Source organism: Staphylococcus sp. IVB6181, assembly GCF_025561445.1.
Lineage (GTDB): Bacteria > Bacillota > Bacilli > Staphylococcales > Staphylococcaceae > Staphylococcus > Staphylococcus simulans_B.
Genome location: NZ_CP095096.1, coordinates 484,687 through 498,089 on the forward strand (window position 1 = coordinate 484,687; position 13,403 = coordinate 498,089).

14 protein-coding genes and 1 riboswitch are annotated in these 13,403 nt (G+C 38.5%); of the genes, 5 read left to right on the top strand and 9 right to left on the bottom strand.

Going from position 1 to position 13,403, the window contains the following annotated elements; all coding sequences use genetic code 11:
- Nucleotides 1–112 precede the first annotated feature (112 nt).
- The 3 genes from arcA to MUA90_RS02085 all read left to right on the top strand — a co-directional run bounded on the left by arcA (nucleotide 113) and on the right by MUA90_RS02085 (nucleotide 3,927).
- The gene (arcA, locus tag MUA90_RS02075; protein ID WP_262588016.1) at nucleotides 113–1,348 is read left to right on the top strand and encodes an arginine deiminase; all 1,236 of its coding nucleotides are present in this window, start codon (nucleotides 113–115) and stop codon (nucleotides 1,346–1,348) included.
- 273 nt (nucleotides 1,349–1,621) lie between these two features.
- Entirely contained in the window at nucleotides 1,622–3,046 is a 1,425-nt protein-coding gene (gene arcD / locus MUA90_RS02080) for an arginine-ornithine antiporter (protein ID WP_398577365.1), read from the top strand.
- A 209-nt stretch (nucleotides 3,047–3,255) separates the two neighbouring features.
- On the top strand, nucleotides 3,256–3,927 hold the full coding sequence (locus MUA90_RS02085; RefSeq protein WP_105994171.1) for a Crp/Fnr family transcriptional regulator: 672 nt from the start codon (nucleotides 3,256–3,258) through the stop codon (nucleotides 3,925–3,927).
- Nucleotides 3,928–4,017: 90 nt separating this feature from the next.
- On the opposite strand, the gene MUA90_RS02090 is transcribed toward MUA90_RS02085, so the two are convergent.
- Entirely contained in the window at nucleotides 4,018–4,470 is a 453-nt protein-coding gene (locus MUA90_RS02090; protein ID WP_262588020.1) for an arginine repressor, read from the bottom strand.
- A gap of 190 nt (nucleotides 4,471–4,660) precedes the next feature.
- On the opposite strand from MUA90_RS02090, the gene MUA90_RS02095 reads away from it, so the two are divergent.
- Nucleotides 4,661–5,980 carry an ISL3 family transposase gene (locus MUA90_RS02095; RefSeq protein ID WP_262586250.1) on the top strand — a complete coding sequence of 440 codons (1,320 nt, stop codon included), beginning with the start codon at nucleotides 4,661–4,663 and terminating at the stop codon, nucleotides 5,978–5,980.
- Between the two features lie 261 nt (nucleotides 5,981–6,241).
- Here MUA90_RS02095 and MUA90_RS02100 read toward each other — a convergent pair whose 3' ends face one another.
- The 8 genes from MUA90_RS02100 to panB all read right to left on the bottom strand — a co-directional run bounded on the left by MUA90_RS02100 (nucleotide 6,242) and on the right by panB (nucleotide 12,423).
- Entirely contained in the window at nucleotides 6,242–7,270 is a 1,029-nt protein-coding gene (locus MUA90_RS02100) for a ThiF family adenylyltransferase (RefSeq protein WP_262588021.1), read from the bottom strand.
- A complete protein-coding gene (locus MUA90_RS02105) occupies nucleotides 7,270–8,037 on the bottom strand; it encodes a thiazole synthase (RefSeq protein ID WP_262588023.1) in 768 nt (255 codons plus the stop codon). The genes MUA90_RS02100 and MUA90_RS02105 overlap by 1 nt, the downstream gene beginning before the upstream one ends.
- Nucleotide 8,038: 1 nt before the next feature.
- Entirely contained in the window at nucleotides 8,039–8,239 is a 201-nt protein-coding gene (gene thiS, locus MUA90_RS02110; RefSeq protein WP_262588025.1) for a sulfur carrier protein ThiS, read from the bottom strand.
- Nucleotides 8,223–9,353, bottom strand: coding sequence for an NAD(P)/FAD-dependent oxidoreductase (locus MUA90_RS02115; protein WP_262588027.1), 1,131 nt, complete (start codon nucleotides 9,351–9,353; stop codon nucleotides 8,223–8,225). Before MUA90_RS02115 ends, thiS begins: the two co-directional genes overlap by 17 nt.
- Before the next feature lie 2 nt (nucleotides 9,354–9,355).
- Nucleotides 9,356–9,919 (bottom strand): thiamine phosphate synthase, encoded by a 564-nt coding sequence (locus MUA90_RS02120; protein WP_262588029.1) that lies wholly within the window; start codon nucleotides 9,917–9,919, stop codon nucleotides 9,356–9,358.
- Nucleotides 9,920–10,002: 83 nt separating this feature from the next.
- A riboswitch (TPP riboswitch) is annotated at nucleotides 10,003–10,114 on the bottom strand.
- 260 nt (nucleotides 10,115–10,374) lie between these two features.
- Nucleotides 10,375–10,758 (bottom strand): aspartate 1-decarboxylase, encoded by a 384-nt coding sequence (panD, locus tag MUA90_RS02125; protein WP_105994179.1) that lies wholly within the window; start codon nucleotides 10,756–10,758, stop codon nucleotides 10,375–10,377.
- A gap of 1 nt (nucleotide 10,759) precedes the next feature.
- On the bottom strand, nucleotides 10,760–11,614 hold the full coding sequence (gene panC, locus MUA90_RS02130) for a pantoate--beta-alanine ligase (protein ID WP_262588031.1): 855 nt from the start codon (nucleotides 11,612–11,614) through the stop codon (nucleotides 10,760–10,762).
- On the bottom strand, nucleotides 11,614–12,423 hold the full coding sequence (gene panB / locus MUA90_RS02135; protein ID WP_262588033.1) for a 3-methyl-2-oxobutanoate hydroxymethyltransferase: 810 nt from the start codon (nucleotides 12,421–12,423) through the stop codon (nucleotides 11,614–11,616). The genes panC and panB overlap by 1 nt, the downstream gene beginning before the upstream one ends.
- A 67-nt stretch (nucleotides 12,424–12,490) precedes the next feature.
- Here panB and MUA90_RS02140 point away from each other — a divergent pair, with 67 nt between their 5' ends.
- Nucleotides 12,491–13,348: an oxidoreductase gene (locus tag MUA90_RS02140; protein WP_262588035.1), complete on the top strand. Its 858-nt coding sequence runs from the start codon at nucleotides 12,491–12,493 to the stop codon at nucleotides 13,346–13,348.
- Nucleotides 13,349–13,403 lie beyond the last annotated feature (55 nt).

Consider the following 13,403-nt stretch of genomic DNA (forward strand, 5'->3'; position numbering starts at 1 on the left):
TGAATAAAAGAATAAGTGTGAAATATAAAACACTTATAATGTGATTTAATTCACATGAGCAATAGTTGAAAGGGCTTACACTATAGATAAATAAAACAAGGAGGTTTCACAAATGAATGAACATCCAATTAAAGTAAACAGTGAGATCGGTAAATTGAAAACGGTATTGCTTAAACGCCCTGGGAAAGAATTAGAAAATTTAGTACCTGAGTATCTAGAAGGATTGTTATTTGATGATATCCCGTACTTGAAAGTAGCGCAAGAAGAGCATGATAAATTTGCACAAGTGCTACGCGATGAAGGTGTAGAAGTTGTATACCTTGAAGACTTAGCAGCAGAAGCAATTGAAGATCCTGAAGTGCGCAAACAATTCATTGAAGACGTTTTAGCTGAATCTGAAGACACATTATTAGGACATGAAGATGCAGTTAGAAAATTATTCGATGGTTTAAATAACCAAGACTTAGTTGAAAAAGTAATGGCAGGTGTACGTAAAGAAGAAGTTGAAACTGGTAAATCACACTTAGTGGAATACCTAGATGACTCTTATCCATTCTATATGAACCCAATGCCTAACCTTTACTTTACACGTGACCCGCAAGCATCAATCGGAAATGGTATGACAATCAACCGTATGTTCTGGCCGGCACGTCGCAGAGAATCTATCTTCTTCACTTATATCTTAAAACATCACCCAAGATTCAAAGATGCAGATGTACCTGTATGGTTAGACAGAAACTCTGATTACAACATTGAAGGCGGAGACGAATTAGTGCTTTCTGAAGAAGTTGTAGCAGTAGGTATCTCTGAAAGAACATCAGCACAAGCAATTGAAAAATTAGCACGCCAAATCTTTGCGAACCCTGAATCTAAAATTAAAAAAGTTGTAGCAATTGAAATTGCGAATACACGTGCATTCATGCACTTAGACACAGTATTTACAATGATTGACTACGATAAATTCACAATTCACTCAGCAATCGAGAAAAAAGGCGACGATATGAATATCTTCACTCTTGAGCCAACAGAAGATGGAAAAGATATTACTATCACACGTACTACAGACTTGAAAGAAACATTAAAAGACGCATTGCACTTAGATCATATCGAATTCATTCCTACTGGTAACGGCGACACAATCGTTGGTCCTCGTGAACAATGGAATGATGGTTCTAACACATTGACTATCCGTCCAGGTGTTGTTGTCACTTATGACCGTAACTATGTATCAAACCAATTATTACGCGACAAAGGTATTAAAGTTATTGAAATCACTGGTAGTGAATTGGTTCGCGGACGCGGGGGCCCACGTTGCATGAGTCAACCGCTATACCGTGAAGATATCTAAATCTGAATACAGCAACGCTTTAAGTGGTAAGGATTGCATCAATAGAAGTGGTTCGACGTCATCACTTAAAGCTTTGCCTTTAGATTGAAATACTGCTTTGAAATAAAAATGATACCTATTCACGGCAACGTGTTTAAAACATGGCCTATGATTTTGAAAATGAGCAAGAGGCACATGCCCTTAACATCAATTAAAGCAGTATAGCGTCAAAAAATTAAATAAATTGACAAGACATGCTTTGAGGCAATCTCGAGCATTAAAGGAGTTTTGAAAATGAGCGGAGAACAAAATAAACTCAATAAAACGGCTTTAATCGGTTTGGTCATTGGTTCAATGATCGGCGGCGGTGCCTTCAATATTATTTCAGACATGGGCAGCAATGCCGGCGGATTGGCGATTATTATCGGTTGGATTATTACCGCAGTCGGTATGATATCACTCGCATTCGTCTTCCAGAATTTAACAAATAAACGACCGGATTTAGACGGCGGTATTTACAGTTACGCACGTGCAGGTTTCGGTGACTTCGTCGGTTTCTCTAGTGCATGGGGATACTGGTTCGCAGCATTCTTAGGAAACGTCGCTTATGCTACGTTGCTGATGTCAGCAGTCGGCAACTTCTTCCCGATATTCAAAGGCGGCAACACACTTCCTAGTATTATCGTAGCCTCCATCTTACTATGGGGTGTACACTTCCTGATCTTGCGCGGAGTCGAAACTGCCGCATTAATCAACAGTATCGTAACAGTGGCTAAATTGATTCCTATCTTCCTTGCGATTGTATGTATGATTGTCGCATTCAACTTTGACACTTTTATGGCTGGATTTGCAGGAATGAAAGACAACATTGCATTACCGATTAACTTCTCTAACATCATGGAACAAGTTAAGAGTACAATGTTGATCACTGTTTGGGTATTTACAGGTATTGAAGGTGCGGTCGTATTCTCTGGCCGTGCGAAAACTAAAAAAGACGTAGGGACAGCAACAGTACTTGGTCTATTGATTGTATTAGTCATCTACTTCTTATTAACAGTACTTGCACAAGGTGTTATCGAACAAAACCAAATCTCTGAATTAAGCAGCCCATCAATGGCAGCATTATTAGCACACATCGTCGGCCCTTGGGGTTCAGTTGTGACAAACATTGGTTTAATCATCTCAGTACTCGGTGCTTGGTTAGGTTGGACATTGCTTGCAGGTGAATTACCATTCATCGTTGCGAAAGATAAAATGTTCCCTAAATGGTTTGCGAAACAAAACGCAAACGGCGCACCTGTCAACTCATTATTAATCACGAATATCTTAGTACAATTATTCTTAGTAAGTATGTTATTCACTGATAGTGCGTACCAATTCGCATTCTCACTCGCATCTAGTGCCATCTTGGTACCTTATGCATTCAGTGCATTCTATCAATTCAAATATACATTACAACAAGATCGCAACAGCACAGTACAAATGGCCGTAGGTATTATCGCATCTATATATGCTATCTGGCTCATTTACGCAGCGGGTGTGGACTACTTGCTGTTGACAATGCTGTTATATGTACCAGGACTTTTCGTTTACATGTTTGTTCAAAAGAACAACGGTATCAAACTTATCACAAGAGACTATGTGTTAATGGGATTCATTGTAATCTTTGCCATCTTAGGTTTAATAAGATTATTCAGCGGTGCGGTAAGTGTCTTCTAAAGCTCCCTTGCGCATGATCCTGATATAACATCAGAAATGGCAGCTTACAGGTTACTCCACCTCCTGTAGGCTGCTGTTTTTATACATAAGAATGTGTGGACTGCCTTGAATATGATACAATAATAACAATGCTTGCAAGGCTTTTTGAGCCTTTGCGCAAAACGAACGCACATTCATTATTAAACGATAAAGAGATGAGGTGAACGTGTATGAGCAATAGTACTGAAGCTTACCAAACATCGATACAAGCATTATCTAAAATACTAGAAGTACCCTCAGGACTGATTGTTCCTCATCTTTCTGAGATTTATGTGAGAAATTATGAAAAGGGACAAGTGATTTACTATCAAGGATCAGAAGCAGACAGCATTTATTTACTCTTAGAGGGTTATGTTTCTAGAGAGCTGCTCAATGAAAACGGAGATGACTACCTATTATTAAATAAGCCGGTCACTATGTTTCCATTGAATCATTTATTCCATTCAGACCATTACCATGAATCTTGTACCGCTTTAACGAGCAGTTTAATCGTCAGAGTTCCAAAGAACGTCATCGAATACCTATGCAAGAATAATGAAGATACGTTTATTAAAATCTATGACTTAATGCGTATGGAAGCACAGCAAAGTATCGAGCGCAATATGGCACTGCTTGGACGCAATGCTGAACAAAAGGTCGTTAATACATTGCGTGTCATGTGCGAAACAGTAGGTACCGATCATGGCGCTTATTATGAAATGGACAAAATTATGACCGTCACATTGCTGAGTGAATTAGCAGGCGTATCGCGAGAAAAAGCGAGTCATATCATCAGAGATTTAAGCAAGAGAAATCTAGTACTGAAGAATCATCAAACGTGGACAGTAAGCAAATCATTATAAACAAGGCATTAAAATGATGAAATAATAAAACAGTAAAACAATAAAACGGAGGATCAGGTGCATAAGTGTGCATCTGATCCTCCGTTGCTTTTATGGTTTTAACAATAAATAGCGGATATATTCTGCTTCTTCATGTGATTTCATCAACATCATAATGACGTCATTGCCGCTGACTGTGCCAAGCACATGCGGCAGCTGCATTTGGTCGATGCAGTAATTAATCGTACGCGCAAAACCAGGTTCTGTCTTAATTAAAATATAGCTGTCTTTCACAATAATGGAATTGATACTGTCATCACGATATTTCTTGAAAGCTTCTCGAAACGTATTCGCAGCGCTCTTTTCAGGCAACACATAATAAGATGGTTCAGAGCCGTTAGGCACCTTAGTCACATTTAATTGCTGCAGGTCCTTTGCGACTGTTGTCATGCTGAAAATCAAGTTGTATTGTTCTTCCATGATTTTCGCAAGTTCACGCACTGTCGAAATACGATTGTTCTTCAACAATAATTTAATTAATTCAAGACGTTTCTCTCTTTCCATAGCTTCATCCCTCAATTAATAATTATACAGTTTAATTGTATTCTATAAGGTAAATGAACTCAAATCATTTTGGTTCTTCATCTTTTATGGTGGGAAGGTAAAACTTCCCGCCTTTTTCGATACACAAAAAGCGCAATTGCCTCTATAATTTAAAGTGACCAAACCCAAATTAAAGGAGACAAGTGCGCCTATGTGTAATGATACATTAGAAATACTAAGAATAAAAGATAAAAATATCAAATTTGTTAGCCAAGATATTGATGTAATAGTAAAAGGAAAGAAGTCTACGGTTGTTAATGCTGTACTTACGTATAAGCCTTCGGCTTGTCCTTGCTGCGGAATTAAAAATGAAGGACAAATTCATAAGCATGGTAAACGAGTTTCTCGTATTACCTTGCTTAAAACTCAAGGCTATAATACATATCTAAACTTAGCCAAACAGCGCTTTAAGTGTTTAGAGTGTAATACAACTTTTACTGCTGAAACTGATGTCGTAGATAAGACACGATTTATTTCTAATTATGTGAATCAAAAAATAATTGAAGAAGCCACGAAAGTCAAAACAGAAATAGATACTGCAGAAGACAACTGTGTTTCTCCATCTACAGTACGTCGTATTCGAAATAAAGCAGTCAATACTTTACTTATCAAGCCTTTCGATAATCTACCTGAACATTTGGCAATGGATGAATTTAGAAGTGTAAAGAGTGTGACTGGCTTAATGAGTTTTATATTTATTAACAATGACACACATGAATTTCTAGATGTCTTAGAAAACAGAACTTCGGGTTATTTAAAAGCTTATTTTGAACGCTTTGATCGAAAAAATAGACTTAAAGTTAAAACAATTACCATTGATATGTTTGAACCCTATTTATTCTTATTTAAAAAGCTCTTTTTTAATGCATCTATAATCTTTGATAGATTTCATATCGTTCAGCACATGAATAGAGAGTTAAACTTCTATCGCAGAGAAGTAATGAATCGTTATAAAGACAAAGAAGGAAGGGAATACCCTGTTTTAAAGAACAAATGGAGACTTCTTTTAACAGACAAACGTAAACTCTTCATGATGGATGGTATTTGGGATGGTTCCTTTAGATGTTATAAAAAAGGTTATGATCTAGTGAATTTTATGCTTCAAACAGATGAAAAGTTAAAAAATTCATACGAACTAGTACATGATTTACGCGAAAGTTTAAAATTATGTAATTGGAAAGATTTTATCAATCGTTTGAACGATGTTGATAAAAACTCAATCAGTAAAAACATATGGAAAGTAGTAACATTTTTTAGAAAGCACCAAGAAATACTTCGAAATACGATTTACAATCCCTTATTAAATAACGGTGCAATAGAGGGTATTAACAATAAAATAAAGTTAATTAAGCGAATTTCATATGGATACAGAAGCTTTAATAACTTAAGAAACCGTATAATGCTGGTATTTAGTTTATTTAAAAACAAAAAGAAAAAGACAACCAGACCCGTACATCGGATGGTTGTCTAAATGATAGAATTCGAAGAATTCCAATCAAAATTAAGTTCTTTAAATTATTCACCCACCACAAATGGTGGAGAACCATCATTTTTACATATAACATCAATATTCTTACTAAGTATTTGACTGGATATGTATCTTCCTTATAGAAAATCACTTTGCTTGAACAAATGGTTATAAATTCGACTATGTATTATAGGATACCCCATACTAGATAACTTAAAGGAAAGAAGTGCACATCTTATCATCAATGTACACTTCTTTAAGGGATTATTTCATTGTTTTTAATAAGTTTTGATATAGCATTTCTGCTGTGTTGTCATCTTCTAAATGATGTACATTCATACGTCCATCTTTGAATAATGTTGCGTGATAGCCGTTGACCTCTAATTGTTTAACGTAAGGATTGGCTTTATTGATTTTCCCGGGAAATAATTCTGCATGGTCAAAGTGTTCTGGTTTGAAACGAAAGACATAAGTGTCACCGCAGCTGCCTTCGATGTTTTTAGGCTGATGTCGGCCTAGGTAATCATATTGCCCTTTACTGCATACTGGACAATCCGGGTTTTTCATACGGCTGACATCCATACTTTGCTGCTTCAAATCAAAAGGTGACACGGTAATCAGTTTGCCTGAGAAACCTTTGCCTGAAACAAAGCGCATCAGTTCTGCGATCTGATAGCTGACAACTTGCATAATCACAGGCGGAATAACGCCGTTGATTGCACAGCTTTCAGCGGTTTCAGGTGCTTCTTCCATTAAACAGCGCAAGCAAGGACCTGTATAATCAATCGCATAAACAGAGCCTTTACCTCCGACTGCTGCGCCGTATATCCAAGGCAGGTTCAGTTTGTGACAGACTTCATTGAATAAGAAGCGAATCGCAAAGTGGTCCATGCCATCCATTAAAATATCAGGTTGTGCTTCTGAAATCATACGTTCGATATTGGTCGTCGTAATTTCTTGGTAGATGGGATGAATCTTTACATTTGAATTAATCGCTTTTAATTTATTTTCGAGTGCGAAGACTTTAGGACGCATTTCCTTCACATCTGTTTCATCAAAGAGTGTTTGACGATGCAGGTTGGACATTTCAACAATATCCATATCGACGATAGTCAATGTGCCGACACCCATGCGCACGAGATATTCTGCGAGATGGCTTCCGAGTGCACCGGCACCCATTACTATGACATGTGTCTGTTCAAGTGCCTTTTGACCTTGTGCGCCAAAGGGCGCAAAGCGAGATTGGCGGCTATATCGTTCATCGATGTCAGGCATATTGTCTGACTGATGCATCATAGGAATCCTAAACCTTCGCTAGGGCTTGAAGCTTGTGCTGTATATTTAACAGGAATACGGCCTGCTTCATAGCTTAAACGTCCAGCTTCTACACCAAGTTTCATTGCTTCTGCCATTTTCACAGGATCTTTGGCACGTGAAACTGCTGAGTTTAATAAGATACCATCTGCACCGAGTTCCATCGCTTGTGCCGCATCTTTAGCTGAGCCGATACCAGCATCGACGATAATCGGTACATTCGCATTTTTGATGATATAGCTTAAGTTAAGCGGGTTGTTGATACCGCGGCCGGTACCGATAGGCGAAGCTAACGGCATTACAGCGTGTACACCTAATTCTTCTAAACGTTTTGCGAGTACAGGATCTTCTGAGATATAAGGACATACAATATAGCCGCGTTCTAGTAAGATTTTACATGCTTCGTATGTCGCAATCGGGTCAGGCAATAATGTTTCGTCATCTCCGATAATCTCAACTTTAATCATGTCGCATACACCCGCATGTTTAGCAATTTCTGCGATACGTACTGCTTCTTCAACAGTTTTAGCACCAGCAGTATTCGGGAAAGTCACAAAATCTTTCAAGTTGACATTCGCAAGCGGGTTAGGCAGGTTTTTGTCATATAAGTTCATTCGACGTACCGCAAATGTCAGTACGTTTGTGCCTGAAGCTTCGATTGCTTTCGTTTGTACTTCTTCATTATCAAATTTTCCAGTTCCAAGTAATAATCTTGATTCCATTTCATAAGGTCCGATTTTTAACATTTTATCCGCCTCCAACAAATTCTAATAATTCTAAACGATCATCTTCGCGCACTATTTGATGCGCAAAGTCATCACGTTGTATTAAGTTTTGGTTATGCTCCGCAATCACACGTTTCGGATCAAGTTCAAGCTGTTCTAAAATACTTTGAATGCTTAAAGCTTCGTCAAATGTGAAAGGGTCGCCATTAATGATGCACTTCATAATGTTCCCTCCTGTTTTTATGAAATGGTTCTAAAGCTTTTGGACAAGTATCTGTGATAATCCACTCTGCCATCAGTTCTCCGATAATCGGTGATAATAAAATACCGTTGCGGTAATGGCCGGTGATAATCCATAAGTTGTCTTGGACTTCATCCATAATCGGCTGTTCTCCTTCTGTCCACGGTCTGACACCTGACCAATGTTTGAGTGCTTTGCTGTGTTTAAGTTTTGGAACACGTTCTACAGCTTGATTCAACAGCCATGTTTTGCCTTGGTCAGATACACCGACAGAATAATCGTCGAAGTAGCTTGTGGCACCGATTAGGAAACGGTGGGGCGGTTTCGGTACGATATAACAGCCGTTGGTCATAAACAAAGTTTGTTTTAAATCTAAATTTTCATTTTCGACTAATAAGACTTCGCCTTTAACACCGCTGACAGTTGCTTGAATGTCAGGCTGTTCTGTAACATTGCCGGCCCATGCACCTGCTGTTTCGATAATTTTATAGGCGCGTGTAATGGTGCGGCGGCCATTACGTTCTGCTTCGATTTCATAACCGTCGCCGACACGGTGGATGGCAGTGACATTGGTGTTGGTGAAGCGGTCGATGTTCGGCTCATCCTTCAATGAGGCATGCAGTGCTTTCGTATAATGATTCGCATTAATTTGATGGTCATGCGGCACAAACATCATTGCTTCTGTACCTTTGACTAAACCATGCGTTAATTGATTTAAGTCTGCTTCTGTTAGTGTACGGACATCCGGATCATTGTCGTTCAAGAATGCATATTGTTGTTGAAGTGATGGGATATCTGCTTTAGAAGCGGCTAATTTGATTAAACCGTTTTGCTGGTACTGGATATCGATACCTGTTTCAGCCAATAAAGCTTTGCTTAAAGCATCGAATTTTGAACGTGATGCCAGTGCTAGACGAAACAGGGGACTGTCTTCGGTAAATTCATTTTGTGCCCCTAACATGCCTCCGGCTTTATAAGACGCATGTTTGCCTTCAATATCTCTATCTATTAATGCAATACTCAGACCGCTGTCTTTTAAATGACGTGCAATGGACATACCCATTACACCAGCACCGATAATTGCTGCATCATACATAGTTATTCACCTTCCTTTAATGAACTTAGTGTGTGTAAATCGTGATGTGCGAAGAGTGAAATTGCTGCGATACCTGAGAAGCCTTGTGGTACTTCAGATAAAGTATCGAAGTTGATACCGCCTAACGCAATCACTGGAATATCTGCGGTTAAAACTGAATCGATTTCTTCTTGTGCGCGCGGCGGCAGACCAGGTTTAGATGCTGTTTTGAATAAATGTCCGAACAAGACATAATCTAAATGATGGCGTTTTGCTGCTTGTGCACTTGCTTGACTATGTGTAGACATGCTGACACATAAATCTGGATGTGTTTGTTTCAAGTGAAAGGCACGTTCATCCATTTCTTTAAAGTGAATATGCGTTAAGTTGAATCGATTTAAAACTTCACTGTCTGAATGTACTGTTATTTTATCTTTCGGGAAATCATTTTTGAGTAATGCTTCTATTGCTTTCACTTGTTCTTTTGGACGCGTACGTAAAATTAATTGATCTATTATAGGTTCAATCGCCGCGTACTGTTTTATTAATTCAGGGGTTATTGTTTGTTTAGAAATCGCAACCCACATTGCCTTCACCCTTTGAAAAGTCTCTACTGGAAATAAAACAAATAAAAAAGCGCTATTTCCGTACAGGAAAACAGCGCATTAAAAAGTGCAATACGCCACTTTCCTACGCCAGTATGAACTGGATCAGGTTCCAAGAATTTCCTCATCAAACACGAGGATCTCAGCCTGTAGGAACAGGCACTTCCAGTGGACTTATTGTATTATTCAATTCTTAGTAGAATAAGAAAGCATCAAACATCAATACTTTAACAATTCGTGTAGCGAGGCGTTAACGTATTGGACTGTAATTTTCATTCTTGAAATTACTAATTTCTTTTCATTACAAAATCATCATAAATCACTTTGATAGAAAAAGCAATAGCAGACCAAGTCTATACCAGGAATTCAGGGGATGACAGGGACTGGCTTTATAGAATCAGTGAAAAAAGATGACAAATAAAACCAATTTATTGTGATTACAATACGATAGAGTTTTCTTTTTCATGAATCATTTCAACAATTTCATTATGTGCATTCATTACAGCAACTTTAGGAGTGTGGTGTTTGAGTTCTTCTTCATTCAGTTGTGCATATGTCATAATAATGACGATGTCATCGACTTCAACTAAACGTGAAGCAGCACCGTTTAAACAGATTTTTCCGCTGCCTCTTTCACCTTTAATTACGTAAGTTTCAAAGCGTGCACCATTATTATTGTTTACAATCGCAACTTTCTCATTCGGTAAAATATCTACCGCTTCTAATATTGCCTCATCAATCGTAATACTCCCTACGTAATTCAAATTCGATTCTGTCACACGTGCACGGTGAATTTTAGCGTTCATCATAGTTCTTATCATTTTATTGGTCATCTCCAAGAATAATATTATCGATCAAGCGTGCTTTAGAAAATTTAACTGCGAGCGAAATGAAAAATCGGCCTTCAATGTGCGACTGCTCGACCAGCTCTGGATAGCTGTATACAGCCACTTCATCAATATGGCCGCTTGTATGTTGCTGTAAATAATCTGTGATGCGGTCGATAATGACTTTACTGTCTCTTTCGCCGTTTAGATAGTATTGTTTTGCCAGCTGCAGGCTCTCTTGCAGAGCAGGAGCTTCTTCGCGTTCTTGTTCAGTTAAATATACATTGCGAGAACTCTTTGCAAGACCGTCTGCTTCACGTACAATCGCTTGTCCCACAATTTCAATCGGGTGATTAAAGTCTTTCACCATTTTTTCTACAATAGCTAATTGCTGCGCATCTTTTTGTCCGAAATAAGCACGGTCAGGCTGAACGATATTAAAGAGTTTATTGACAACAGTGGCTACACCATTGAAGTGAATCGGACGCTGTGCACCTTCTAACACTTCAGCAAGACGCCCGACTTTAAGGGCAATACCGATTTCATCTGGATACATAGCTTCTGCACTGGGGTGAAAGATATAATCCACACCAGCAGATTGTGCCGATTCAGTATCTTGTTCAATTTGTCTAGGATAGGCGTCATAATCTTCATCAGGTGCGAATTGAAGCGGATTAACAAACACACTCGCGACCGTAACATCATTTTCTTTAGTTGAACGTGTCATCATAGTCAAGTGGCCGTCATGCAACGCACCCATTGTCGGAATAAAGCCGATTGTTTTGCCTTGGCGCTTGAATGATTGAGCCAGCTGCTGCATCTCTGAGATAGAGGTAATAACTTGTACCATTACTCTAATTCCCCCAGTATTTGTTTCTTATACGTATGGGCATCAGAAGGGAATTGTCCAGCACGTACTTCTTCATGATAGTGTTTTAAAGCTGAAACACCTTGTGAGAAATCACCATATTGTTTAACGAATTTAGCATGATGATCCTGACCATAATTCAGCATGTCATGATAGACCAGTACTTGTCCGTCAGTGGCTTTGCCTGCGCCGATACCGATGACTGGAATCGTTAAACGTTCTGAAATAAGGGCTGCTAAATCGCTTGGAACGGCTTCTAGTACTAATATCACTGCACCCGCTTCTTTCACAGCCTGTGCATCATTTAATAACTGTAATGCATCTTCTTTGGTCGCACCTTGCATTTTATACCCCATTACACCGACACTTTGCGGCGTCAGTCCTAAATGCGAAACTACAGGGATGCCCATTGCACGCGCTTTTGTAATAAAGCTGATTAAATGTGCACCTTCTGCTTTTAAAGCATTCGCATCAGTTGCTTGATACAATTTCAACGCATTTTTCAAGTCGCTCTCATCATTAATACCGACTGCGCCGATAGGCAGATCTACTACGATAAATGTGTCTGGTGCACCGCGGCGAACGGCTTTAGCATGATGAATCATATCAGAAAGTGTCACTTGTACTATGCTCTCATATCCAAGAACAGTCATACCAAGCGAGTCACCGACTAAAATTGTATCAATACCAGCTGCTTCAACTTGTTTGGCACTTGGATAATCATACGCAGTAACCATTGAAATTTTCTCTTTGTTGCTTTTCATTTCAAATAAATTGTTTAAATGTTTCATAACACCAATTCCTTTATTTAATGTAATATTAGAATAACACATTAATTGAAAATTAGAGGTGGTTTGAGTGGATTTACATTTCGGTGTTATCGGACCTGGTGCTGTCGGTACTACGATTGCTTATGAGCTGATGCAGTCATTCGATCTTGCACACGTACACTTATTCGGAAAACAAGAAGGCAGTGTCTCTTATCAACAAAGGGATACTCATGATACTGCTGTGCTGCATTATACACCCATCACACACTTTGAAGGACATTTGGATGTTTTGTTTATTGCGGTCAAAACACCGCAGTTAGATCAAGTTATTTTGCAGATGGAACATGTGATTGATGATGAAACAATTATTATTTTAGCGCAGAACGGACATGGTCAAATTGATAAAATAGAACATCCGCATGTTTATCAAGCTGTTGTTTATATCAGCGGTCAAAAACAAGATTCAAAAGTGATACATTATCGTGATCGTATCCTCCAGCTTCAACAAGATGATACAACAGAATGGTTAAAAGAAGAATTGCAGACAACAAATTTAGAACTGCAGCTCAAAGAAGACATAGAAGAATATATTTGGTATAAACTTCTTGTTAATTTAGGGATTAATTCCATCACAGCAGTAAGCAGACATCCTGTAGCCATATTAAAATCGCCAGAAGCACGCAATTTATGCCGTAATCTGCTTGAAGAAGGACAGCGTATCGCAGCGGCACATGAGGTAAATCTGCCTGAAACAATAGTAGAAGATATTATGAAAATATATACAGGCTACCCTGAAGATATGGGAACGAGTATGTATTACGATATTCTTGCCGGCAGACCTTTAGAAGTCGATGCAATACAAGGTTATATCTATCAAACCGGACAGTCTCATGGTTTGTATACACCTTACCTTGAAACCATCTTCTGCATCCTTAAATTCACTTAAAAAGTAAACTAAAAGTGATAGCTCTCTTCGGCCATCTATAGTATAATAATTTTAA